The following is a 25,514-nucleotide window of genomic DNA, read 5'->3' on the forward strand; positions in this document are numbered from 1 at the left end:
TCCGGCGCGCCATGCCGTACAGCGGACTGCTACCCCCTCTGCTCGAGCGCCTATCCGCTCAGGCGGACGAGGCGCCGGACTTCGACCGCGACGCCCTGGCCGAGTCAGTCCGCCTGGAGCTGGCACGCCTGCTCAACACCCGCCGCTCGCCGCGGGCTCCCGGTCGACCGCTGACGGTGCTGGACTACGGCATCGCCGACTGGAGCGCCCTGCAGGCCCTGCGGGTCGACGACCGCCGCCTGCTGCTGCGGGAGTTGCGCGCCGCCGTGCAGCATTTCGAGCCGCGCCTGCAGCTGAGCGAAATCGACGTTGACGCCCTGCCCGACCAGCCCCAGCGCCTTGGCATCCGCCTGGCCGGGCACCTGCGCAGCGGCCATCGCACCTGGCCCGCGCTGTTCCTCCTCGCCCCTGGCGACGACGGCCTGGAGGTGCGCCATGAGCGACTCGATTGATGCCGACCTGCTGGACTACTACCAGCGCGAACTCACCTGGCTGCGCCATGCCGGCAGCAGCTTTGCCCAGCGCTACCCGAAAGTGGCGCGGCGCCTGGAACTGGCGCCAGGTGAATGCCCGGACCCCCATGTCGAACGGCTGCTGGAAGGCTTCGCGCTGCTCAGCGCGCGGCTGCACCGACGCCTCGACGACGACTACGCCGAATTCAGCGATGCCCTACTGGAACAGCTCTATCCGCTGGCGCTGAGGCCCCTGCCCTCCTGCGCCATCGTACAGTTCGAGCCCGACCCGACCCAGGGCAGCCTCGCCGAGGGCTACCGCCTGCCCCGTGATACGCCGCTGTTCGTCACTACCCGCGACGGCGCCAGCGTGCACCTGCGCACCACTGCCGAGGCGGTGCTCTGGCCGCTGCGCATTCGCGAGGCGACTCTGCTCGATGGCGACGCCGCCGTGGCCTTCTCCGGCCACCCGCGCGCGCGCTCGGCCCTTCGCCTGACCCTGGAATGCCTCGGCGAATTCGACTGGTCGCAACTGCCGGTGCGCCACCTGCGGATACACCTGGCCGCCTCACCGATGACCAATGCCACCCTCTACGACCTGCTCGGCGCCCATAGCCTCGGCATCTGGAGTGGCGCAGCGGAAGGCCCGCTGCAGGCGGTGCCCGGCGAGATCGCCCCGGTGGGCTTCGCCGACGACCAGGCGCTGCTGCCCGACGAAGACGGCCAGCATCCCGGCCTGCGCCTGCTGGCGGAATACTTCGCCTTCCCCGACAAGTTCGCCTTCTTCGACCTGCCACTGCTGCCACCGGCGGGAGACGGGCGCGAATGCCAGGTGCTGATCGCCTTCGACCGCGCCCCGGCGGGCCGGCCGCACCTGCAGGCCAGTGAACTGCGCCTGGGCTGCGCCCCGGCCATCAACCTGTTCCCGCGCACCTCCGAACCCTTGCGTCCGGACGGCACCCGCAGCGAATACCGCCTGGTGGCCGACGCCCACCGCGAAAGCAGCGTGGAGATCCACAGCATTCGCAACGTACGGGCCGCAACGCCGCAGGGTGTGCGCCGCGTGGCGGCCTACTACAGCCACAGCCACGCCGGCGCAGGCCTGTACTGGCACGCCCGGCGCGTCCAGGGCCTGAACCCGGCACGCCCCGGCAGCGACCTGCTGCTGAGCCTGGTGGACACCGCCTTCGACCCGCTGCACGATGCCCCCGAATACAGCCTTACCGCCGAGCTGCTGTGCACCAACCGGCATCTGGCGGAGAACCTGCCTGCCGGCACCCGCCTGGGTTTCGAACGACCCGGCCCGGTTGCCCTGGCCAGCCTGCTGGCACCACCAACACCACAGAGCCTGCCACGCCTCTCCGGCCCTTCGCGTTGGCGTCTGGTGTCGCAACTGAGCCTCAACCACCTGTCCCTGGTGGAAGGGCCGCAAGCTCTCGACGCACTGCGCGAGTTGCTGCATCTGCACAACTTGCGCGCCGAAGCCGGCCCCCGGCGCCAAGTAGACGGCCTGGTCGAGTTGACCGCTGAGCGGGTGGTAGCGCGAGTCGGCAACGACGCCTGGCGCGGCTGGCGCAACGGCCTGGAAGTGCGCATCCGCCTAGACCCACAGCACTTCGCCGGCAGCAGCGCCGTGCTGTTCTCCGCCGTGCTGGCGCAGTTCTTCTCCCTCTACGCCACGCCCAACCGCTTCGTGCGCACTGTGCTGGTAGACGCCGACAAGGAGGTGCGGACATGGCAGCCCCAGGCCGGCAAGCCCCTCAGCCTCTGAGCCAGCGCCTGCGCGCAAAACCCCAGGCCTTCGAGTTTCTCCAGGCCCTGTTGCTGCTGGAGCGCGAACGCCCCGACGCCACGCCGCTGGGCAAGGGCAGCAGCCCGGACGACGAGGCCCTGCGCCTGCGCGGGCCGCTCACGCCGACCTTCGCCGCCAGCCAGGTGGAACGCCTGGAGGAACAACCGGGCCAACAGCCGGTACTGAGCACCGCGGTGTTCGGCCTGGGCGGCCCCGACGGCCCGCTGCCCTACGCCTACCAGGAATGGCTGCAACAGCGCGCGCGCCACAAGGACCACGCCCCAGCAGAGTTCCTCGACCTGTTCCACAACCGCCTGCTCGCCCAGCTCTATCGCGTGCTGGGCCGGCATCGCCTGGCACTCGGCTTCGAGCCGCCGGAACAGGCGCCCGTGCACCAGTCGTTAATGGCACTGGCCGGCCTGCTACCACGCAGCCTGCAACAGCGCCTGGACCTGCCGGATGCCGCCGTCACTGCCCGCGCCGCGCTGTTCAATGGCCCGCGCCGCTCCCTGGCCGGCTTCGCCGTACTGGTGCGCCATCAGTTCGGTGTAGCGGTGGACTACGAAGCCTATCAAGGCGCCTGGCGTGAGATCCCAGTGGCCAGCCGCAGCCGCCTGCAACGTGGCGGCCGCAACCTTGGCCTGGGCCATGACGCCATCGCCGGCACCCGGGTGTGGGACGAGCACGCCGGCATCCGCCTCACCCTCGGGCCGCTGAGCACCGAGCAAGCCAACGCCTACCTGCCTGACGGCACGCAGCACCAACGGCTCGCCGACCTCGCAGGGCTCTACCTCGGCCCCGATCTGGACTGCCACCTGCGCCTGCTGGTGCGCCCTGGCGCGCCGCTGCGTCTGGATCGAAAACAGCCCCCGCGCCTGCGCTGGAGCGGCGGGCTGCATCTGGTTGCCGGTAGCACCCTGCAACGCATCGATACCCGCCTGCGGCACAAGGAGATGCCCTGATGGAACTCGCCGCACTCATCGGCCGCCTCAACGCCGACAGCCGCCGCGCCATGGAACGGGCCGCCCAGCGTTGCCTGCAGCGCACCCACCACTACGTGGAGATCGAGCACCTGCTGCTGGAGCTGCTGGATATAGAAGGCGGCGACCTCGCCTGGCTGCTGCCGCGCTTCGGCCTGGAGCGCGACGCCGTGGCCACCGAAATCAACCGCGCCCTGGAGCTGTTCAAGGCCGGCAGCACCCGCACCCCCGCCCTCTCCGCCCAGACCATCGGCCTGCTGGAAGACGCCGTGGTGCAGGCCAGCGTGCAGGGCCAGGCGAGCATCCGTTCCGGCCTGCTGCTCGTGGCCCTGCTGGACCGCGATGAACGCCGCAGCCTGCTGCTCAACAGCGCCTCCTCGCTGCTGCGCATCCCCCGCGAAGCCCTGCGCGCCAACCTGCTGGAATGGACCCAGACCTCCCGCGAGCACACCGGCAGCCCCGGCCCGGTTGGCAAGGCCCGCCCCGCCCAGGAAGCCCCCCAGGACAGCGTGCTCGACCAGTACACCCAGGACCTCACCGCCGACGCCCGCGCCGGCCGCATCGACCCCATAGTCGGGCGCGACGGCGAGATTCGCCAGAGCATCGACATCCTCCTGCGCCGGCGGCAGAACAACCCGATCCTCGTCGGCGCCCCCGGCGTCGGCAAAACGGCCGTGGTCGAGGGCCTGGCCCTGCGCATCGCTGCCGGTGACGTGCCGCCGCCCCTGCAGAACGTCATCCTGCGGGTGCTCGACCTCGGCCTGCTACAGGCCGGCGCCGGGGTAAAGGGCGAGTTCGAGCAGCGCCTCAAGGGCGTGATCGACGCCGTGCGCAGCAGCGAACAGCCGATCATCCTGTTCATCGACGAGGCCCACACCCTGATCGGCGCCGGCGGCAGCGAAGGAGGCAGCGACGCCGCCAACCTGCTCAAGCCGGCACTGGCCCGTGGCGAGCTGCGCACCCTCGCGGCCACCACCTGGCTGGAATACAAGAAGTACTTCGAGAAAGACCCGGCTCTGGCCCGCCGCTTTCAACTGGTGCAGGTGGAAGAACCCGACGAGGCCAGCGCTGTGGAGATGCTGCGCGGCGTCGCCGCCAAGCTGGAACAGCACCACGGCGTGCAGGTGCTCGACAGCGCCATCCAGGACGCGGTCAAGCTCTCCCACCGCTACATCTCCGGCCGCCAGCTGCCGGACAAGGCCATCAGCGTGCTCGACACCGCCTGCGCCCGGGTCTCCCTCGGCCAGCACGACGTGCCGCCGCCGCTGGAAAGCCTGCGCCACCGCCAGCAGGCCCTGGGCGAGGAACTGCAACGCCTGCGTCGGGAACAGGCCACCGGCCTCGACCACCGCGAACGCATCACCACCCTGGAGCAGGAGTCCACCAGCAACCAGGCCGCCATCCGCGAACTGGAAACCCGCTGGGGCGAGGAGCGCGAAGCCGTGCGCGAACTGCTGGAGACCCGCCGCGAACTGCTGGCCCTGAGCGAAAGCGCCGACGCCAGCCACCCCGACGAAGCCATGGACGAGCGTATCGACCACCTCGCCGCCGAACTCACCCGGCTGGAGGCTGGCCTCGACGCCATCCGCCAGGACGACCCGCTGGTGCCCGAGCAGGTGGACTCACGCACCGTGGCCGCCGTGATCGCCGGCTGGACCGGCATCCCCATCGGCAAGATGCTCGCCGACGAAGCCTATGCCGTGCGCACCCTCGGCCAGCGTCTGGGCCAGCGGGTCATGGGCCAGGACAGCGCCCTGGCCACCATCGCCCAGCGCATCCAGGCGTACCGCGCCGGCCTCACCGATCCGGCCAAGCCGGTGGGCGTGTTCCTGCTGGTGGGCCCCACCGGCGTCGGCAAGACCGAGACCGCCTACGCCCTGGCCGACGCCCTCTACGGCGGCGAACGCAACCTCATCAGCATCAACCTCTCCGAGTACCAGGAGGCCCACACCGTCAGCCAGCTCAAGGGCGCCCCGCCCGGCTACGTCGGCTACGGCACCGGCGGCGTGCTTACCGAAGCGGTGCGCCGCCGGCCCTACTCCGTGGTGCTGCTGGACGAGATCGAAAAGGCCCACCCCGACGTGCTGGAGGCCTTCTACAACGTCTTCGACAAAGGCGTGATGGAAGACGGCACCGGCCTGGTGGTGGACTTCAAGAACACCGTGATGCTCGCCACCAGCAACGTCGGCGCCGAACTGGTGCTGGACGCCCCCACCGACCAACTCGGCAGCGACGCCTTCAACGAACGCCTGCGCAAGGTGCTGCTCCAGGCCTTCCGCCCCGCCTTCCTCGCCCGCTTGACCGTCGTGCCCTACCGCCCACTGGACGAAACGACGCTGGAAGGCATCGTCCTGGCCAAGCTGGAAAAACTGCGGGAACGCTACAAGACCGCCACCGGCAAGCCATTCGACTTTGACCCCGCCATCGTGAAAGCGGTGCTCGCCAAATGCAGCGCAGCGGGCGCGCGGGATATCGAGAATGTGCTGATGGCGCAGGTGACGGGGAAGTTGGCGGAATGGGTGTTGGAGTGATAGTTAAGGTCATAAGGACAGCGAAATATGCCTAGAGGAAAGTATGGAACTTATTTCACAAGCAAGGTGGAAAGTTGCATCAGCAAGGACAAGCCTATAGTCAGTGGAAACTACATCTTTGACCCAATAGACATTGGTGGCGGAAACAATCCCTTTACCCTCAACTCAGAATACGCGACCGTTGTCCTTGCAAAGGTTTGCGGGATAATTTTTGGCCGATTCTGCAACAACACGGGAGAGCCAAAGAAATATAAAATTGGCGAAGAAACAATCATAGGCGACCACAGCGAAGACTACTTCATGGCAACTTGGGAAGAGCTCTGGGACGAACCTATAATGAAGCAAATAAGAGCTCTTCAAGACCTTCAAGGAAAGCCAATTGTCATAACACTAAAAATAACAAAATCCCCCTGCGACCAATGCTCTAAAAAATTAATAAAATTCATACAGCACTACAATGTAAATCTGCGCCTAAAAATACTTAGGCTTTACTCTGGGGATCAGGGGCCAATAGTGAATTCATTTGCACTGCTGTCTCTTGCCAGCACCGGTGTTGCGGTAAAAATGTGGGACGTTCTAGCAAAAGAAAAAGGATTCCAAAAAAAGACAAAGCGTGGACAGACACACGAAATGAAATACATGACACAACATCTTAAAAGTTCTTTCCTTATGACCATCGATGAGGATGACGCCGTTGAGGAAAAAGAAAAAAGCAATATAGAACTACTAAGCGACGCATTTAGAAAACAGATACTTCAAATGCAAGAGGACTCAAAGCAACAACTTCAAAAAAGGCTAATTGAAATGAACACAAAGGAGCTTCATGTAAAAAAAACTAAAGCAGCCATCCAGAAAGATTTTTTGCAGCTATCAGACGGCGACTATCTTTATGCAATATCAAATATGGAAGACTTTCTAAGCCCCTATCTTTACAGCCTCGTAAAAGAAGAAAAATTCAGCTTAGAGCTAGTATGCAACGCCATTGGTTTCGACCTGTGCGACTAATACATCAAGATCAAGTTAAAAGAAGCCAAAAGAAAAGGGACGAATCATTTACTAGCGCGCTTGCCAAGAATAAATAAATCCCCTTTGGCTATCGCTATTACGACATATCCCCCGAGTCTCCCCAAGGAGTTGAAAGTGCCCAATATGGGATCATGGTGTAGTCACTCAGTCAGTACAGCATCAACCTGAACCTCGCAGACCGAAAGCACCATAGGTTCAGCCGTAGTTGAAAATGGATGCAGCCACAAAGCCATGTGTCGTCAGATTGATCGATGCCTGACGACAAACTTTAAAAACGGAGCCCGCTCAATGATTCCGATGATCGTTTTTGTTGGCCCCAATGGGGGGCTGAGCTGGGACAACACCCAGACGATGATGCGCAACAATTGGTCAGCCATCTGCAATCTGATGGGTACCCACGGTGTAGCCATTTCAACCTTCGCAGGTCAGCGCACGTTCGAATCCAATTTCAACTTCGATGCCTTCAAGTGCGAAGGCCAGTGTGGTGGGCGGGTATTGCCTCTAGACTGCGCCCAGATGGATCACCGCATCACCCAGGCCACCCTGCAGTCCAACTTCGCCCATCGCCTCGGCTCCTTTACCCAGACACTCGTCGGCAACCAGTACCAGGGAGGCTTCGTTCCCACCACAGGCGTACTGGGTAGGGATGCTCTGACTTCGATCTGGAAGGTGTGCGATCAGGGTACGATCCAGATCATTCCCCACCAGGGGCCCAATGTCATCACGGCAAACTACGTCTACACGCCGCTGAACCGGACCGTACTTGTGACCTTTCCACAGGCGACGGGTCTGAATGCCCAAACCGTAAGCTACGACCTGATCGAACTCATGCGAAACGACATAACTAATGTCCGGCCTCTCTGCCCGCCCTGCAACGGCGCGAGAAACGGCAACCCCCATCTTTACTGACCACAAGGACGACAGGACACGCGATGGATCGAGCAACGGACACCAACTCCAGCCTTTCACTTACGGCAGGCAGTCTAACGGCTCTCTACCCCGAAGCTGCATCCGGGCGTGAAACACTGGGGCAACTCGACGAGCTAGTCCTGCTCGGCAATAGCGCCACCGCCCTCACCCTCCCCGACGCCATCGCTACCCACGTCACCCTCATCCTCCACAACGACACCAACCAGCGCCCCCTCGACGCCCTGGTCGCGGAAATCCGCCAGCTCCCCGCCGATGCCACCGCCGATCGTTATCAAGTGGTGCTGCGCCCCTGGCTCTGGTGGCTGACCCTTGCCAGCAATAACCGGGTATTCCAGAACCTCTCCACCAGCGACATCGTCACCACCATTTTCAAGGCCCATGGCTTTACCGACTTCAAGCTGTCGCTCTCCGGCAGCTACGAGCCGCGTGAGTATTGCGTGCAGTACGGGGAGACGGATTTCGCCTTCGTTTCGCGGCTGCTGGAGGAGGAAGGCATCTTCTGGTTCTTCACCCACGAAGACGGCAAGCACACGCTGGTGCTGGGCGACAGCAGCGATGCCTTCGTGCCGATCCCCAACGGGCCGAAGGTGCCCTACCTGGGCCAGGGCATCGGCGTGCGCGAGCTGCATGGCATCCGCTCGACGCAGTACAGCGTGCAGGCGGTAAGCGGGGTGTACAGCGCCACGGACTACGCCTTCACCACCCCCACCACCTCGCTCTACAGCCAGGCCGAGGCAGTGGCCGGACCGCTGTCGATGTACGAGCACCCGGGCGGCTATATCGCCAAGGCGCGCGGCGATGCCTTGACCAAGCAGCGCGTGGACGGGCTGCGCAGCCAGGAGAAGCGCCTGATAGGCGAGAGCGACTGCCGCTGGCTGGTGCCCGGCCACTGGTTCACCCTCACCGGGCATGACGACGCCAGCCTCAATATCGACTGGGTGGTGACCGCCGTCACCCACGACGCCAGCCACGAGCACTACCGCAACCGTTTCGAGGCCATCCCCAAGGCCACCACCTACCGCCCGCCCCGGCTCACGCCCAAGCCACGCATGCATACCCAGACCGCGCAGGTGGTGGGCAAAGCCGGCGAGGAGATCTGGACCGACCAGTACGGCCGCATCAAGATCCAGTTCCCCTGGGATCGCGACGGCAAGAACGACGAAACCTCGTCCTGCTGGGTGCGCGTGGTGCTGCCCTGGAGCGGCAAGGGCTTCGGCATGCAGTTCATCCCGCGTATCGGCCAGGAAGTGATCGTCACCTTCATCGACGGCGACCCGGACCGCCCGCTGGTCACCGGCTGCGTCTACAACGGCGACAACACCCTGCCATACGCCCTGCCGGACAACCAGACGCAGTCGGGCATCAAGACCAACTCCTCCAAAGGCGGCGGCGGTTTCAACGAGCTTCGCTTCGAAGACAAGAAGGACGCCGAGGAAGTCTTCCTCCAGGCGCAGAAGGACATGAAGGTCAACGTGCTCAACGACAGCACCGCCACCATCGGCCACGACGAAACCCTCACGGTGCAGAACGCCCGCACCCGCACGGTGAAGGAAGGCGACGAAACCATCACCCTGGAGAAGGGCAAGCGCACGGTGACCATCCAGACCGGCAGCGACACCCTCGACGTGAAGGACAGCCGCACCGTCAGCGTTGGCGCCGACCAGACCCACAGCACCGGCGGCAACTACAGCCACAAGGTCAGCGGCAATTACGAGCTGACCGTGGACGGCAACCTCACCATCAAGGTGACCGGCACCCTCACCCTGCAGAGCGGCGGCGACTTCACCGCCAAGAGCGACAAGAACCTCACCACCCAGGCCGGCATGGCCCTCACCGACAAGGCAGGTACCTCACTCACCAATCAGGCCGGTACGTCCCTGGACAACAAGGCCGGCACCACCCTGACCAACGACGCCGGCGTCAGCCTCACCAACAAGGCCGCCGCCGAACAGACCGTGGACGGCGGCGGCATGCTGACCCTCAAGGGCGGACTGGTGAAGGTCAACTGAGACGCCCATGGCCAACGGCAATCTCGACCTCACCCGCGGCGACAGCCACCTCCAGGGCCGCCTGGAGGATGGCGCCCTCGACGGCCCGGTGCGCATTCAGGAGGCCGGCCGCCCACAGGCCCAGCTCGGCTACGCCAATGGCATGCTGCACGGCCCCAGCATCCTCTACCACCCCAACGGCCAGATTTCCGCGCAACTGCCCTACGCCGAGGGACGCCTGCATGGCGTGGCCCAGTACTTCGCCGCCGAAGGCTGGTTGCAGCGCAAGGTCGCCTATCGCCAAGGCTTGATGCACGGCGAAGCCAGCAGCTACTACCCGGATGGCAGCCTGGCCGAGCTGGAGCTGTACCGCGATGGTGTGCGTGACGGTCTCTATCAGCGCTTCCATGGCAACGGCCAGGTAGCGCATCGCGGCCGCTACGCCAAAGGCAAACCGCTGGACGAAGGCCAGGGCTTCGCCGAAGACGGCCGTCCACTGGACGCCGACGGCAAACCCATCTCGCGGCTGCGTTGGTGGTGGAGAAGGTGGAACGAATCGGCCGAGGCCTAGCAGATTACTGAAAAACGTAGGCAAGGCAGCCGGTGCAATACCGATGGCGGCCCCACAGAAACAGGCGAAAAACGATCGGAGTCGCGGCCGACTTTACGAGCTGTAAATGAGCATTTTGATGGGGGCGCCTAGCTCGAACTCGCGCACGAGCCTGTTCTTGACGCTGCAATGGCAACGCACGACTGCATGGACACATGAGGTAGAGCGACGCAGGAAGCCAAAGCCGAGGTAGTTTCAAAAGCCTAAGGAATCAGCATCTGGACCTGGCCGGGCATCACCACCTTGATCACCCCGGCCCAGTTGCACATCAACGTACAGTTGGAATCCAGCGAAGGCATGTTGCCCAGCAGCATGGTAGGCGCTCCGGGTATCCAGGGCGATGCCGTAGCGGGTATGCAAGGCATGGGCGTCAGGGCTCCCAGCGCCGCAGCGGTAGCCGCAGCCACCATGGGGTTGGCCAGGCTCTGACACATGCCGAAAGGCATGATATTCACCAGCGGAATATGATCCATGATGTTCGCCGCCGGCATGCCCCCTGTGAGCGTGCGGTTCGTCGGCAACACGTTCAACATGCTTGGAGCAACACCAAAGCTGCACTGTAGCGTGGCGCCGCTGCATACCTGTGGACAGCCCATTGGTTACCTCGTCCGTAGTGGCGATAGTCAGTCTAGTTGAAGCTCAGCGGTTTTGGCCGAAGCGCCAACACTTCCCGTGCCATTGCCGACTTGAGTACCAATCACGAGGCTGAAGGCTTTACAGAGCGGAAGGTTCGGTCCTGTCGCATCAAGCAGCCAGACGGGCCGGACAGCCGACCCGAATCACTCGTGCATGCACCCAGAGGCGAGAGAGCGGTTTCACGTAGATGGCCAGAGCAGACGGACATTGTCCGTTTCAACCATGCAACCGGATGCTGCGATCAGGCTTACACCAGTTCAATTGCCCCGATAGGTCGAAAACCCATAGGGGCTGAGCAACAGCGGAATGTGGTAATGCGGCACGGTACCGTCGACCTCGAAGATCACAGGCACTTCGGGGAAGAAGCTCTTCGTGTCGTGCTTCGCAAACCACTCACCGGTCTTGAACGTCACGCGATAGGTGCCCTTCTCGAGGGTTTTGCCTTGCGGATACAGGGCGGTGATACGTCCCTGCTCGTTGGTGACGCCGTCATTGAGTGTCTGCCAATTCTGGCCGTCCTTCTTTTCCAGCGTCACGGCGACGGCTGGCGACGGCAAGCCGTCCTGCAGGTTCAGTACATGGACGCTGAGCGGATTGGTGTCTGCCAACGCCAGGGAAGAAAGACCACTCAGGACTGCACCTGCCAGAAGGGTTTTAAGAGTCTTCATGCTGTATCTCCGATTTTATTGATGGATGGAAAGAATCTGTTCGATGGCCTTGAGTGCACAGGCCTCGTCATTGGCAGCACCGCCGGCGCCTGCGACGCCAAGAGCCCCGATCACCTGATCCCCCACTTTCAGCGGTACACCGCCGCCCAACAGCAGAAGTTCGTCGAGAGTGTTGAGGTTCTCGGCGTCGGGGGTACTGCGGGCTCGTTCGGCCAGCAGGCGTGTCGGTGTTTTCGTCGACAGTGCCGTGAAGGCCTTGCGCTGCGCGGCCGCCGTGTTGTGGGGGCCGACGTTATCGTCGCGCTGAAGAGCGACCAGGTTGCCGCCACGGTCGACGACCGCCGCGACCGCGCTGCGGCCATCGGCGTGGCAGGCGGACAGGGTTGCATCCAGTAGCTGATTGGCCAGCGGCAGCGTCACGTCCTGACGCATCGCGACTGGCTCGGTGGCCCATGAGCTGGACGCGAGGATCGACAGCGTCAGTGCGGACAAGGTGATGTGAAGCTTGGGCATGCCGTTCTCCTGGTAAGGCTCTGCTGAGCGGATGCCGGCAATCCTGCCCACCGGCGACCGTCAGATGGATTGCGTCAGGATTACGAATTTGTAATGGGAGTCGGCAGCGGTTGCGCCTAGGCTATGCACAGGTTCAGGAGACAGAAATGCGCATTCTGCTGGTTGAAGACGAAGTCAAAACGGCTGACTACTTGAGAAAGGGCTTGAGCGAGTCGGGCTTCATGGTCGAGGTGGCGCTGAACGGCCTGGATGGTCAGCACCTCGCGCAGGAATTCGACTTCGACCTGATCATTCTCGACGTCATGCTGCCGGGACTCGATGGCTGGCAGTTGCTGCAGGTCATACGGCGCAAGCTCGACACCCCCGTGCTGTTTCTGACCGCGCGTGACGCCGTGGAAGATCGCGTCAAAGGGCTGGAGCTGGGCGCCGACGACTATCTGATCAAGCCATTCTCCTACGCAGAGTTGCTCGCCAGGGTTCGCACGCTTCTGCGCAGAGGGCCAGCGCGGGAGATCGAACATTTCCAGGTGGCCGATCTTGCGCTCGACCTGCTCAAGCGCAAGGTCAGCCGCGCGGGTGATCGCCTCAACCTGACGAACAAGGAGTTCGCCCTGCTCCACCTTTTAATCAGCCGCCAGGGTGAAGTGCTGTCGAGGACGCTGATCGCCTCGCATGTCTGGCAAATGAATTTCGACAGCGACACCAACGTGGTGGACGTGGCCATCCGGCGGCTGCGCGCAAAAGTTGACGATCCCTACCCCCTGAAACTGATTCACACCGTGAGGGGCATGGGCTACATGCTGGATCTGCAGGCATGAGACTATCGCCCAGAACGCTGAGCCTACGCCTGGCGCTGATGTTCGCGCTTTCGAGCTGCATGCTGCTCGGCGCAGTAGCGGCCTACCTGTATCACTCTCTGGAGCGTGAAATCCTCTGGAGAGACGACCAGGCTCTGCTGGGTCGCCTGCAACGCATGCAGGCGATTCTGAACGATACCGAGAGTATCGAAGCTTTGCGTAACCGCCCTCAGCTTTACGAAAACATGCTGGGCAACAGGGACAGCTTTCTGTGGATAGTCGATGCGTCTGATCGCGCCCTGATCGAAGTAAACCCCGGTTCGCTGCCGCTCCCCGAATTGCCGGATACCTCCTCACCTGTACTGGGCAATGCTCCAAACAACAGCTCACTGCGCCTGGCATGGCTGGACGTAGCAAGTCCCGGCGGTAGCCTCAAGTTGATCGCAGGCAAACGTTCGGACGAGCGCGATCAGATGCTGGGCGCCTACCGCGCCAAAATCTGGATGGCACTCGGAGCCGGTGTGTTCCTGGCCTTTGCGCTAGGCTGGCTGGTCAGCCAGCGAGGCTTGAGACCCGTTAGAACGCTGGCCGCTCAGGCAGCGGGCATCGACGCTCGTCATCTCCACCTGCGCCTCGACGATTTCGCCGATACCGCCGAACTCCAAATCCTGAGTCAGGCACTCAACCAGATGCTGGACAGGCTGGAGCAAGGCTTCGCCCAGCTGTCTCGCTTTTCAGAAGACCTGGCCCACGAGATGCGCACGCCTTTGACCAACCTGCTGGGGCAGAGCCAGCAATTGCTCGGCCGAAACCGCTCACCCGAGGAATACCAGAACGCGCTGGCCTCCAATCTGGAAGAGTACGAGCGACTAGCCCGAATGATCGACAGCATGCTGTTTCTGGCCAGGTGTGAGCAGCCCATGGCAACGATCAAGCGGGAGCCGGTAGACCTGCAGGCTCTTGTCGAACAGCTGTGCGAGTATTTCGAAGGTATGGCTGAGGATCGCGGCATCTTGTTGGTCAACCGCAGCCATGGACAGCTCGAAGCGGAGCCTGAGCTACTGCGCCGGGCGTTGGCCAATCTCCTCGCCAACGCTCTACGCTATGGTGCCGCTGATAGCCAGGTGACCATCAGCACCAGGATGGAAGGCAACAGCCTGGAAATTCTGGTTCACAACCAGGGCAACCCCATAGAGGCCGCGCACCTGCCCCATCTGTTCAAGCGCTTCTATCGCTGTGATGCCTCACGCAATCAACCCGACGACTCCGGCGGGCTCGGGTTGGCGATCGTCCAATCAATCATGCACGCGCATGCGGGAGAGGCCAGCGTCAAAAGCGACGCGACAGGAACCGTCTTCAGCTTGCATTTCACGACCAGCCAGTCGCTGGGAAAACGGAGTGCATTGGCACGCTGAAACGCTGAGAGCTGCGCTCAAGGACGCCGGTATATGGGGAACGACCGGGCCTTGTACGGGTGACAGGCGCCTGTAGGCGTGTCCCAGCCATCAGCTCGTCATCACCTGGATAGCCTGCCCGCCCCATTCACGTGGCACCACCCAACAAGAGGGGGGCAAGGATCACGGCACCTGATCAGAATCCTCGCAAGTGTTCGCAACCCGCACGAGCCTGAGCCAAGGAGCCCCCATGCTGTACGAATCGATCGATACCGCCGCCATCAACGATGAAGACCTGCCCTGGGTGCCGTTTGCCCCCTACAGCAACGAAGTCTTCGTCAAATACATCAAGTGCGACCCCGTGCGCGGGGAGACCATTACCCTGCTCAAGTCGCCTGCCGGCGTCACCATGCCCAAGCACCACCATTCCGGCACGGTAATCGTCTACACCATCAAGGGTGCCTGGAAATACCTCGAGCACGACTGGATCTCCAAGGAAGGCGGCGTGGTCTTCGAGACCGCCGGCACCAGCCACACCCCCTTGGCGCTGACCGAGTACGGCGACGAGATCATCACCCTGAACATCGTCCAGGGCGACCTGTTGTACTTCGACGAGAACGACAATATCTGCGCCATCGAGAACTGGAAATCCGGGGTCGAGCGCTACCTGGCCTACTGCAAGGCCAACGGCATCGAAGCCAGGGACATCACCAGCTTCGCAGCCTGAGCCAGCGCATCGCCCGCCGCCTCGGCAAGTTCGGCGGGCTCCTCGCCATAGAACAACAAGATGGATACCCAGATGATCAAGAAGCCCTGCCCGGGACAGATGGCGCTGACGATCGGTGCGCTACTCGGTGCGCCTGTCGCCATGGCGCAGGCCAACCTGCCCTTCCCTCCGACCCCGTCAGCCAGCGATGCCGGCCCGACCCTGCTGGAGTCACGGCACCAGAAGCGGCAGGCGCCGTCGCACCTGCCGGAGGACGCGCCGAACATTCTGGTCATCATGCTCGACGATGCCGGCTTCGCCCAAGCCGACACCGTCGGCGGTGGCATTCACACGCCGACCCTGAGCCGGGTCGCCGACAGCGGCATCCGTTACAACGCCTTCCACACCACAGCAATCAGCTCGGCGACACGTGCGGCGCTGCTGACGGGGCGAAACCATCACCGGGTGGGCAATGGCGTCATCGCCGAGCTGGCCACCGACTGGGACGGCTACACCGGGGAAATACCCAAGAGTTCGGCGACCATGGCCGAAGTGCTCAAGCAGTATGGCTACAGCACCGCAGCCTTCGGCAAGTGGCACAACACCCCGACCCAGTACACCACGGCGGCCGGCCCCTTCGATACCTGGCCCACCGGCTATGGCTTCGAGCATTTCTATGGCTTCCTCGCCGGCGAGACCTCTCAGTACGAGCCGCGCCTTTACCGCAACACCACCCCCATCGAACCGCCACGCGAGCCGGGCTACCACCTCAGCGAGGATCTCGCCGAGCAGGCGGTGAACTGGCTGCACGAACAGAAAACCCTGGCGCCGAACAAGCCCTTCTTTCTCTACTGGACGCCGGGCGCCGTACACGGCCCGCACCAGGTGAGTGCCAGCTGGGCGGACAAGTACAAGGGCAAGTTCGACAGCGGCTGGGATCGCTACCGCGAAGAAACCTTCGCGCGCCAGAAGGAACTCGGCTTCATTCCGCAGAACGCCCAGCTGACCCCGCGTCCGGCCGAGCTGCCGGCCTGGGACAGCCTCAGCCCCGAGCAGCAGCGCTACCAGGCCCGCCTGATGGAGGTGTATGCCGGCTTCATGGAGCATGCCGACACCCAGGCCGGCAAGATTCTCGACGAGCTGGAGCGCCAGGGCGAGCGCGACAACACCCTGATCTTCTACGTGTTCGGTGACAACGGTGCCTCCGCCGAGGGCATGGAAGGCAGCATCAGCGAGCTGCTCGCACAGAACGGCATCCCCTTCCCCAAGGAACAGCAGTTGCAGGTGCTCGAGAGCATGTACGGCGGCATGTCGGCGCTGGGCGGGGCCAAGCTGGAGAGCATGTACAACGCGGCCTGGGCCTGGGCCGGCTCAGGCCCCTTCCCCGGCACCAAGCTGGTAGCCGGCTACTTCGGCGGCACACGCACGCCGCTGGCAGTGTCCTGGCCCAAGGGTATCGCGGCGGACAAGCGGGTCCGTAACCAGTTTCACCACGTCAACGACATCGCGCCGACCGTCTACGACATCCTCGACATAGCGCCGCCGCAGTCGGTCAACGGCGTCGTTCAGGACCCACTGGACGGCGTCAGCATGCGCTACAGCTTTGACGAGGCGCATGCCGATTCGCGCAAGCCGCCGCAATACTTCGAGGTATTTGGTAGCCGTGGTCTCTACAAGGATGGCTGGATGGCCTCGGTGTTCGGCCCGCGCAAGCCCTGGGTCCAAGGCTTCGCCCAGTTCATGGGCTGGCAGCCACAGAACGACCGCTGGGCCCTGTATGACCTGCGCAGCGACTATTCGCAGGCCATCGACCTGGCGGACAAATACCCGGAGAAGCTCGCTGAGCTGAAGGCCGAATTCGATGCGCAGGCCAAGGCCAACCACGTTTATCCCATTGGCGCGGGGCTGTATCCCTTCCTCGACCCGACGCTGCTCGCTGGTGACGGTCGTCAGGAATGGCGCTTCGATGCACGTACCAAGCGCCTGCCCGAGTTCGTCGCGCCCAACCTGCGCAGTCGCGGCAGCCTGGTGAGTGTCCAGGTCGAGCTACCGGAAAAGGCCAACGGCGTGATCTACGCGCTGGGTGGCATCAGTGGCGGTGTGACCCTCTATCTGGACCAAGGACATGTGGTCTACGAGTACAACGCCATGGCGCTGGCGCGTATCAAGCTGCGTGCCGAACGGCCTCTGAGCGCCGGTAACACGACCATCGAGGTACGCACCCAACCGACCGCCGCCAAACCAGCCGCTCCGGTGCAACTGAGCCTGCTGGTAGACGGCGAGGAAGTGGCCAGTGGGGTGACCCCTTTCGCCCCACCGCTGACCTTTACCGCCAGCGAGACCTTCGACATCGGCGAGGATCTCGGCTCACCGGTGGCACTGGACTACTTCGAGCGCGCGCCCTTTGCCTTCGACGGCAAGGTGCAGGACCTGCTCGTGCGCTACACCCCCTGAGCCAGACTGCATGGGCCGCGCTATGCGTGGCCTTAGGAGACGACCATGGCCATAGCCGATCTTAACCACAAGAAAGTCCTGATCACCGGCGCCGCCTCCGGCATCGGCCGTGCCGCCGCGCTGGCCTTCGCCCGCCAGGGCGCTACCGTGCTGCTGTGCGATATCGATACCGCCGCCCTGGAGTCGCTGCGCCAGCAGATCGCGGGGGTCGGCAGCGAATGTTTTGCCTATACCGTGGATGTCAGCAACGCCCGCGCCATGGCGGAGCTGGCAACGCGCATTCACGCCACGCAGGGCACTCTCGACGTGCTGGTCAACAACGCCGGCATCGGTTACCTGGGCCGCTTTCTCGACAGCGATCTGGGCCACTGGCAGCGAGTGCTGGACATCAACCTGATGGGCGTGGTGCATGGCTGCCACTGCTTCATTCCGGCCATGATCGAAGCCGGCGGGCCGCGCCTGGTAATCAACGTGGCCTCGGCGGCAGCGCTGTTCCCCTCCCCCAGCATGGCCGCCTATGCAGCATCCAAGCATGCGGTCTACGGCTTCAGCGAAGTACTGAAGATGGAGCTGCACGATACCCAGGTGCAGGTCACCACCCTATGTCCCGGCGTGATCAACACGCCCATCGTGGCCAGCCGCAGCAATATCGCCGCCTCGGTGAGCGACGAGCAGATCGGCCGCCTGCAGTCCTACTACCAGGCCAAGGGCTGCAGCCCGGAGCTTGTGGCCGAGAGCCTGATACGTGCGGTGAAGGATGGTCGCGATCTGATCCTGGTGGGCCCCTTCGCCCGCCTGATCTTCCAGCTAAAGCGCGTCTCGATCGGCCTGCTGCGCAAAATCGTCCTCAAGGACGCGCACAAGTTCGGTTATCTCTGAGCCTGCGCCATGAGCAATCACCAGCCGCAAGGCCTGCACCTGATGGCCAAGCCCGTCGGACCGATCTGCAACCTCGATTGCGACTACTGCTTCTACCTGGAGAAGGAGCGGCTGCACCCTGCGGGCAACCGCTTTCGCATGAGCGACGAGGTGCTGCGCGCCTATGTGCAGCGCTATATCGCGGCGCAGCGCAGCCCGGTAGTGGAGTTCACCTGGCAGGGCGGCGAGCCCACCCTGCTCGGCCTGGAATTCTTCCAGCGCGCTCTGGACTACCAGCGCGAGTTCGCCGGCGGCAAGCGCATTCGCAACACCCTGCAGACCAACGGCACCCTGCTCGACGAGAGCTGGTGTGCCTTTCTCGCCCGCGAGGGGTTCACGGTCGGTATCAGCCTCGATGGGCCACGGCAACTGCACGACCGGCACCGCCCGGACAAGCGCGGCCGCTCCAGTTTCGACGCCGTGATGCGCGGCCTGCGCCTGCTGCAGCAGCACGCGGTGCCCTACAACGTGCTGGTCACCGTAACGCGTGAGGCCACCGAACAACCGCTGGCACTCTACCGTTTCCTCAAGGAGGCGGGCGTGCGCCATATCCAGTTCAACCCGGTGGTCGAGCGCGCGCCGACCCAGCCCGATGCCGCACGCGGTCAACAGTTCGCCACCCCGCCCGAGCTGCGCCTGCGCGATATACAGGCAACCACGGCAGCGGTTACGGCGCAAAGCGTCGAGGCCGAGGCCTATGGCGATTTTCTCGTGGCCATCTTCGACGAATGGGTGCGCCAGGACGTCGGCAGCGTACACGTGATGAACTTCGAATGGGCGCTGGCCGCCTGGTGCCAGCTGCCGCCCAGCGTCTGCCTGTTCGCCCCGCGCTGCGGCAAGGCGGCGATAGTCGAGCACGACGGCAGCCTGTACTCCTGCGACCACTACATGTACCCCGAGTACCGCCTTGGCAACATCCGCGAGCAGGATCCGGCCGAGCTGCTCGCCTCGCCCGCCCAGCAGGCCTTCGGCGCGGCCAAGCAAGAGGCGCTGCCCGACTACTGTCGCAGTTGCGACTACCTGTTCGCCTGCCACGGCGAGTGCCCGAAGAACCGCTTCATCGACACACCGGACGGCAAGCCCGGGCTCAACTACCTGTGCGCCGGCTACAAGCGCTATTTCCGCCACCTCACCCCCTACCTCAACGCCATGGCCAAGCTCGTCGCCCATGGCCAGCCCGCCGAGCTGATCATGCAGGCCTTCCACGGCCCCCTGTTGATCAAGCTGTAGCCCCAACCGAAGGAGAAACCCACCATGCTGGCCAGCATCTCCATCCAGCGTCGCCTGCTGATCCTGACCCTGGCGCCGCTCGCGGCCCTAGTGGTGGTGATGGCACTGGCTCTCGATATCGCTGGCCGGCTCAACCGACACTTCGAGGAGCTGTTCATTGATCGAATGCAACCAATCAGCCAGATCAAGAGCGTGGCCGATGCCTATGCGGTGGACATGGTCGATGCCCTGCACAAATACCGTGCGGGTCTGATCGTGGAAGAACAGCTGCGCCAGACGTTCACCACCTCACGCCAAGAGGCAGACAAGGCACTGGACACCTATTCCGCGACGCGCCTGACCGCTGAGGAGCGCCAGCATCTGGAGCGCATTCGGGCGTTGCTGCAGGAGGCTGACGGACTGGCCACAGGGTATCTGCGCCAGCTTGGCGAACCGCTGCGTGAGCAGGAGGCGAGCAGCTTCAACCGCCAGCTCTATGCGGTCTTCGACCCGCTGGGCAGCGAGCTGGATAGTCTGGTGCAGCTGCAACTGGACGAAGGCCGAAAGCTGAGCGAGTCGACACACAGCGAGTATCTGCTGACACGCAACCTCTTCATCGCTGTCGGGCTCATCGCTTTGCTGCTGGTGCTCGCCTGCTCGTGGACCATCGCCCTTTCAATCATCCGCCCCTTGGGCCGCCTGTGCGGTCTGATCGGTGAGGTTCGTCACAACTGCGACCTTACCCTGCGCGTACCCGTGGAGGGTCGCGACGAGTTGGCCATCACCGCGCAGGCGCTCAACGCCCTGCTCGAGCACTTCCACAGCCTGATCCGTCATCTCGGCGACACCGCCAGCCAATTAGCGGCGTCAGCCGAACAGATGAGCACGATCAGCGTCCAGGTCAGTGGTGCGACCGCCCAGCAAGGCCAACAGGCCGCCCTGGTCGCCACGGCGGTGCACGAGATGAGCGCAGCCATCCAGGAGGTTGCCGGCAGTGCGCAGAACACGTCCGGCAATGCCGCTGAGGCGCGGCGCGAAGCCCATCTGGGCAGCAGCCTGGTGCAGTCCAACGTGCAGGCCATCGAACAGCTAAGCGCAAGGGTCCAGCAAGGCGCCGGCGTCATCGACCGCCTGCACGCCAAAAGTGAGGAGATAGGCAGCGTTCTGACAGTCATTCAGAACATCGCCGGACAGACCAACCTGCTGGCCCTAAATGCGGCCATCGAGGCCGCCCGTGCCGGCGAGGCTGGACGCGGATTTGCAGTGGTCGCGGACGAGGTACGGAGTTTGGCGAGCAATACTCAGCAAGCCACCGAATCCATCCACGGCATGATCGCCGCCCTGCAGGAAGGGGCTCGCCAGGCGGTCGAGGCGATGCGTCAGTCCTGTGCTCAGGCCGATGAAAGCGTCGGCCATGCCAGACGCTCGGGCGAAGTGCTGCAGCATATTGCCGCGGCGGTCGACTGCATCGCCGACGGCAGCGTGCAAATTTCCACAGCCACAGAAGAGCAGACCGCAGTGGCCTGTGACATCAGCCTCAATATAACCGGCCTCAACGATAGCATTCAGGAAGTCGTCAGCGCCGCCCAACAGAATTCCGTTGCCAGCCGCGAGTTGGCCCAGTTGGCCAATGGTCTGCAGCAGCAGGCCATACGCTTTCGCACCTAGAGGGCGTCTCGATGAAGAGCTTGCTCTGCCTGCCTGTTCTCTGCCTATGCCTGCAAGCGCACTCTCAGGAGACAATCCGCGTCGGCGTCGAATTGCAGCCCTATCTGCCTTACTACGAGGTACAGGACGACGAGTACCGCGGCTACGCCCGTGAACTGCTGGATGCTTTCGCCGCTAGCCGAGGATACCGCTTCATCTATGAGCCTCGGCCGGTGCAACGCCTCCACCGCGACTTTCTCTCCGGCCGCTTTGATCTCAAATACCCTGACCATCCCTTGTGGAATGCCGAGCAGAAGGCTGGTCTGGTCATTCATTACAGTCAGCCAACCGCAACTTATCTGGACGGCATGTTGCTCAAGCCGTCAGACCTGGGCCAAGAGCCTGGACGCGTAAAGCTGCTCGGCACCCAGAATGGGTTCACCCCCTGGCCCTATCTGGAAGCCATACGTAGCGGACGCATGCAACTGGTGCAGAACAACCGCATCGACGCGCTACTGCGCATGGCGTTGAGCAATCGAATAGATGCGGTATACCTCAACCCCCGGGTAGCGGCCCATCACCTGCAGCAATTGGGACTGACACCAGACGCATTGGTATTCGCGCCGCAAATGGGCTATGTGGAGGACCACTACTACCTATCCAGTATCAGGCGACCAGAGCTGATCGCCGAATTCGACCGTTTCCTCCTGGAGCACGCGGAACAGATCGAGCTGATGCGCCGGCGCCATGGCTTGTAAGTCGAAGACAGGTCTCTCGCCCCCCAGAGCAGTCAGCTCGCTCTGGTCGTTAGCCACAGTTCGCACAGATGACGGCGCACCATGCGCCGACACGCAGCGCTAGGTCCTCGTCGTCGGGCTCCGTACCCCCTCCTCGCTCAGCCCCGGCACATAAAAACGACCGAGCAACGGCACTAGGGCCAACCGCATCGACATTCCCTCCTTTCACGGAGAAGTATCAGCCGTCTAGGGCTCCTGCCTGTCGCCAGCAACGCCTGGGGTGTGCAGGCGGCCCGGGTAGATCGTGCGTGCCAGCTCCGGCCACTCCGGCGAGTGACGTATCCGCTCGATGGCCATCCAGACGCGATCCAGGTGCTCCCGCTGTTCGGCATATAGCGCCTTGTTGAACGCCAGGTAGGTGTTACTGCGCATGAAGGGCAAAGGCAGGCGCTGCAATCCCGCGAACTCGGGCTGTCGCAACAACTCGCTTACCCTTGGCTCCAGGCCGAGGGCGACGTCCGCGCGCCCCATCAGCAGCATGCGCATCAGTTGCTCCGGCGAGTGGGCGCTGTCCAGGCCGCGATAGCCGAGTTCCGCCAGGCGCTCGCTGAAGGCCGAAATGCCGGCCTCGTGGATGACCGGCGTCCGTAGCGCGCTGAAGACCTTGCCGTTCCACTCGGTCTGGCTATCCCGACGGCGGATTACCACCGCCACGACCTCGCCCACGGAGCGCGCCGCATGGGCCATGCCACGCCGCAGCGGCATCGCCAGTTTGCTACGGTTTTCGGCCGTGTCGGCGACAGTAGCGGCCCCATCGAGGTCGCCCTGCGTCACTGCCTTGAGACAACGTCGCCAGGGCAGCACGACGAACTCCAGCTGCCAGCCGACCTCGCCGACGGCACGGCGGATCAGATACTGGGCCTGGCCGTCACGATGCGGAAAGGTCAAGGGCGGATAGGCATGGTCGCTCACACAGATACGCAGGCGATCGGCCTGAGCCGCCAGTGGCGTAACGGCCCCCAGGCCAAGCAACCACAACCGCAACAGCCACTGGCGCACGGCCTAACCCTCAGTGTGCCTTCCTGAGCAGGAAATGCGACAGGGCCGGAATCAACACCAGCGCACCGATCATGTTCCAGACGAACATGAAGGTCAGCAGGATGCCCATGTCGGCCTGGAACTTGATCGGCGACCAGGCCCAGGTAACCACACCGGCGGCCAGGGTGACGCCAATCAATGCCACCACCTTGCCGGTGAAGGCCACGGCGTTCTTGTAGGCCTGGGCCAGCGGCAAACCGTCGCGTTGCTGGGCCAGCTGCACGCTGAGCAGGTAGAGCGCGTAATCCACACCGATGCCCACACCGAGAGCGATCACCGGCAGGGTGGCGACCTTCACCCCCATGCCCAGCCACACCATCAGCGCCTCGCAGAGTATCGACGTCAGCATCAGGGGTACCACCGCCACGACCACCGCACGCCAGCTGCGGAAGGTGATGAAACACAGCACGATGACCGCCAGATAGACATAGATCAGCATGGTGCGGTTGGCTTCGCGCACGACGATATTGGTGGCCGCCTCGATCCCTGCGCTGCCGGCGGCAAGGAGGAACTGCCGCTCATCCGTGCTGTGCTCGCGGGCGAATTCATCGGCCACCTGCACCACGCGCTCCAGGGTCTCGGCCTTGTGATCGGACAGGTAGGCAACCACCGGCATCATGGTGCATTCGTTGTTGAACAGATCCGGGTTGTTCACCGAGGCCTGCTGGGCGCCGTAGTTGAGTACGTCCTGGTTGCGCGCCACGGTCAGCCATTTCGGGTTGCCCTCGTAGGTACCGGCGGTGATCTGACGCACCGCATCGACCAACGATACCGTGGCCTGTACTCCGGGCTGTTGCTGCAGCAACCAGCCCAGTCTGTCGGCCTCCACCAGTGTCTGGTACTTCAGGCAGCCTTCCGGCGGGGTTTTCACCATCACCGCGAAGAGATCGCTGGACAGCGAATAGTGCTCGGTGATGTAGGCGTTGTCGCGGTTGTAACGCGAATCCGCGCGCAGCTCGGGCGCACCCGGATCAAGGTCGCCGATCTGCAGTTGGCTGCTGACCGCTATCCCACCAACCGCCAGCAGAGCGGCGACGGCCACGGTCACACTTGCCCAGCGGCGCTCGGTGAAGCGGTCGAGCAGGTTCCAGAGAGCGCCGAGGCCTCTGCCCCGGCGCTCCTCGCCTTCTTCCACCAGGCTGCGCACGGCGGCGGCCTGGCTGACGCCGGTGTAGGAGAGCAGCACCGGCAACAACACCAGGTTGGTGAAGATCAGCACGGCCACGCCGATGCTCGCGGTGATCGCCAGATCCTGGATCACCGGTATGTCGATCAGCATCAGCACGGCAAAGCCCACCGCATCGGCCAGCAGCGCGGTCAGGCCAGCGAGGAATAGCCGTCGGAAGGTGTAGCGAGCCGCCACCAGCTGGTGGGTACCGCGGCCGACGTCCTGCATGATGCCGTTCATCTTCTGCGCGCCATGGGATACGCCGATGGCGAATACCAGAAACGGCACCAGGATGGAGAAGGGATCGAGCGCATAGCCGAGCAGCGCCACGAGGCCGAGCTGCCAGGCCACTGCCACCGCCGAACAGCTGACCACCAGTGCAGTGCTGCGCACGCAGCGGGTGTAGGCGTAGATGATGGCAGTAGCGATCACTGCAGCGACGCCGAAGTACAGCATCACCTTCATCAGGCCGTCGATCAGGTCGCCGACCAGCTTGGCGAAGCCGATCACGCGGATCTTGATCTTGCCTGTCCCTTCCTGATCCGCGGCGTGCTGGCCGTTGCTGCCGGCGTACTCGAATTTGCCGCGCAGCTTCTCTTCGAGAAGCCGGGAGAAGGCATGGTAATCGACCGACTGGCCGGTAACGGGGTCCTTGTCCAGCAGCGGCACGAAGATCATCGATGACTGGAAGTCATTACCCACCAGACTGCCGACGATGCCGGCACGGGCGATATTGAGGCGCAACTGCTCGGCCCCCTGGACCGAACCGTCGTAGGAATCGGGCATGACCGGACCGCCACGGAAACCCTCTTCGGTCACTTCGGTCCAGCGTACGGCCGGTGTCCACAACGACTTGATCCAGGCGCGGTCGACACCCGGGGTGAGGAACAGCTCGTCGTTGACCTCTTTCAGCACTTCCAGATAGTGAGGGTCGAAGATGTCGCCCTGGGTATTTTCCACCACCACCCGTACCGAACTGCCCAGGCCACGCAGCGCGTGGCGGTTCTCCAGGTAGTTTTTGATAAAGGGCTGGTTGTGCGGAATCATCTTCTCGAAACTGGCATTGAGCTCCAGACGCGTCGCGGCGAAGTAACTCAGCACCAGGGTGACGAGCAGACAGGCGAAGATCACCAGCCGGCGATGGTTGAAGATCAATCGCTCCAGCAGGCTGCCGGAGCGGGCGTCGAAGTCCTTCAGCTCGCGGATCACGGGCATGGAGTCGAGCTTTTGGATAGCCATGAAGGTTGTCTCTCTTTCTTG

The 25,514-nt window shown here is 63.4% G+C and carries 21 protein-coding genes; 16 read left to right on the forward strand and 5 right to left on the reverse strand.

Translation table 11 applies throughout. The features are described 5' to 3' along the window. The first annotated feature begins 11 nt into the window (after positions 1-11). The 8 genes from tssE to BLS61_RS10205 all read left to right on the forward strand — a co-directional run bounded on the left by tssE (position 12) and on the right by BLS61_RS10205 (position 10,270). Positions 12-452 carry a type VI secretion system baseplate subunit TssE gene (tssE, locus tag BLS61_RS10170; protein ID WP_090430450.1) on the forward strand — a complete coding sequence of 147 codons (441 nt, stop codon included), beginning with the start codon at positions 12-14 and terminating at the stop codon, positions 450-452. Further along, positions 436-2,223 (forward strand): type VI secretion system baseplate subunit TssF, encoded by a 1,788-nt coding sequence (gene tssF, locus BLS61_RS10175; RefSeq protein ID WP_090430452.1) that lies wholly within the window; start codon positions 436-438, stop codon positions 2,221-2,223. The genes tssE and tssF overlap by 17 nt, the downstream gene beginning before the upstream one ends. Then, complete coding sequence (gene tssG / locus BLS61_RS10180) at positions 2,187-3,206, forward strand: type VI secretion system baseplate subunit TssG (protein WP_090430454.1); 1,020 nt, start codon at positions 2,187-2,189, stop codon at positions 3,204-3,206. Before tssF ends, tssG begins: the two co-directional genes overlap by 37 nt. Then, a complete protein-coding gene (gene tssH, locus BLS61_RS10185; protein ID WP_090430456.1) occupies positions 3,206-5,755 on the forward strand; it encodes a type VI secretion system ATPase TssH in 2,550 nt (849 codons plus the stop codon). The genes tssG and tssH overlap by 1 nt, the downstream gene beginning before the upstream one ends. A 27-nt stretch (positions 5,756-5,782) precedes the next feature. After that, complete coding sequence (locus tag BLS61_RS10190) at positions 5,783-6,760, forward strand: hypothetical protein (RefSeq protein ID WP_090430458.1); 978 nt, start codon at positions 5,783-5,785, stop codon at positions 6,758-6,760. A gap of 309 nt (positions 6,761-7,069) precedes the next feature. Continuing rightward, positions 7,070-7,690: a hypothetical protein gene (locus BLS61_RS10195; RefSeq protein WP_090430460.1), complete on the forward strand. Its 621-nt coding sequence runs from the start codon at positions 7,070-7,072 to the stop codon at positions 7,688-7,690. Positions 7,691-7,713: 23 nt separating this feature from the next. Then, positions 7,714-9,720, forward strand: coding sequence for a type VI secretion system Vgr family protein (locus BLS61_RS10200; protein ID WP_090430462.1), 2,007 nt, complete (start codon positions 7,714-7,716; stop codon positions 9,718-9,720). 7 nt (positions 9,721-9,727) lie between these two features. Continuing rightward, positions 9,728-10,270 carry a toxin-antitoxin system YwqK family antitoxin gene (locus BLS61_RS10205; RefSeq protein ID WP_090430463.1) on the forward strand — a complete coding sequence of 181 codons (543 nt, stop codon included), beginning with the start codon at positions 9,728-9,730 and terminating at the stop codon, positions 10,268-10,270. Between the two features lie 242 nt (positions 10,271-10,512). Here BLS61_RS10205 and BLS61_RS10210 read toward each other — a convergent pair whose 3' ends face one another. The 3 genes from BLS61_RS10210 to BLS61_RS10220 form a co-directional block, all read right to left on the reverse strand. Next, positions 10,513-10,905, reverse strand: a complete 393-nt coding sequence (locus tag BLS61_RS10210; protein WP_090430465.1) for a DUF4280 domain-containing protein — start codon at positions 10,903-10,905, stop codon at positions 10,513-10,515. 297 nt (positions 10,906-11,202) lie between these two features. Next, complete coding sequence (gene uraH / locus BLS61_RS10215; protein ID WP_090430468.1) at positions 11,203-11,613, reverse strand: hydroxyisourate hydrolase; 411 nt, start codon at positions 11,611-11,613, stop codon at positions 11,203-11,205. 15 nt (positions 11,614-11,628) lie between these two features. Next, positions 11,629-12,126, reverse strand: a complete 498-nt coding sequence (locus BLS61_RS10220) for a GlcG/HbpS family heme-binding protein (protein ID WP_090430470.1) — start codon at positions 12,124-12,126, stop codon at positions 11,629-11,631. Positions 12,127-12,272: 146 nt separating this feature from the next. Between BLS61_RS10220 and BLS61_RS10225 the strand changes: the two genes are divergently transcribed. The 8 genes from BLS61_RS10225 to BLS61_RS10260 all read left to right on the forward strand — a co-directional run bounded on the left by BLS61_RS10225 (position 12,273) and on the right by BLS61_RS10260 (position 22,009). Next, a complete protein-coding gene (locus BLS61_RS10225) occupies positions 12,273-12,944 on the forward strand; it encodes a heavy metal response regulator transcription factor (RefSeq protein ID WP_090430471.1) in 672 nt (223 codons plus the stop codon). Continuing rightward, positions 12,941-14,338 carry a heavy metal sensor histidine kinase gene (locus tag BLS61_RS10230; protein WP_090430473.1) on the forward strand — a complete coding sequence of 466 codons (1,398 nt, stop codon included), beginning with the start codon at positions 12,941-12,943 and terminating at the stop codon, positions 14,336-14,338. Before BLS61_RS10225 ends, BLS61_RS10230 begins: the two co-directional genes overlap by 4 nt. 229 nt (positions 14,339-14,567) lie before the next feature. Continuing rightward, the gene (locus BLS61_RS10235; RefSeq protein WP_090430475.1) at positions 14,568-15,044 is read left to right on the forward strand and encodes a 2,4'-dihydroxyacetophenone dioxygenase family protein; all 477 of its coding nucleotides are present in this window, start codon (positions 14,568-14,570) and stop codon (positions 15,042-15,044) included. A 72-nt stretch (positions 15,045-15,116) separates the two neighbouring features. After that, positions 15,117-17,477 carry an arylsulfatase gene (locus BLS61_RS10240; RefSeq protein ID WP_090430869.1) on the forward strand — a complete coding sequence of 787 codons (2,361 nt, stop codon included), beginning with the start codon at positions 15,117-15,119 and terminating at the stop codon, positions 17,475-17,477. A gap of 45 nt (positions 17,478-17,522) precedes the next feature. After that, positions 17,523-18,356 carry an SDR family NAD(P)-dependent oxidoreductase gene (locus BLS61_RS10245; RefSeq protein ID WP_090430477.1) on the forward strand — a complete coding sequence of 278 codons (834 nt, stop codon included), beginning with the start codon at positions 17,523-17,525 and terminating at the stop codon, positions 18,354-18,356. A 9-nt stretch (positions 18,357-18,365) separates the two neighbouring features. Continuing rightward, complete coding sequence (locus BLS61_RS10250; protein WP_090430479.1) at positions 18,366-19,625, forward strand: anaerobic sulfatase maturase; 1,260 nt, start codon at positions 18,366-18,368, stop codon at positions 19,623-19,625. Positions 19,626-19,649: 24 nt separating this feature from the next. Then, positions 19,650-21,272: a methyl-accepting chemotaxis protein gene (locus BLS61_RS10255; RefSeq protein WP_090430481.1), complete on the forward strand. Its 1,623-nt coding sequence runs from the start codon at positions 19,650-19,652 to the stop codon at positions 21,270-21,272. Between the two features lie 11 nt (positions 21,273-21,283). After that, positions 21,284-22,009: a substrate-binding periplasmic protein gene (locus BLS61_RS10260; RefSeq protein ID WP_090430483.1), complete on the forward strand. Its 726-nt coding sequence runs from the start codon at positions 21,284-21,286 to the stop codon at positions 22,007-22,009. Between the two features lie 225 nt (positions 22,010-22,234). Here BLS61_RS10260 and BLS61_RS10265 read toward each other — a convergent pair whose 3' ends face one another. Further along, positions 22,235-23,047 carry a substrate-binding periplasmic protein gene (locus BLS61_RS10265; RefSeq protein ID WP_090430486.1) on the reverse strand — a complete coding sequence of 271 codons (813 nt, stop codon included), beginning with the start codon at positions 23,045-23,047 and terminating at the stop codon, positions 22,235-22,237. Between the two features lie 10 nt (positions 23,048-23,057). Continuing rightward, positions 23,058-25,493, reverse strand: a complete 2,436-nt coding sequence (locus tag BLS61_RS10270) for an efflux RND transporter permease subunit (protein ID WP_090430488.1) — start codon at positions 25,491-25,493, stop codon at positions 23,058-23,060. Positions 25,494-25,514: the final 21 nt, after the last annotated feature.

It is taken from the genome of Ectopseudomonas guguanensis (assembly GCF_900104265.1).
GTDB lineage: Bacteria > Pseudomonadota > Gammaproteobacteria > Pseudomonadales > Pseudomonadaceae > Aquipseudomonas > Aquipseudomonas guguanensis.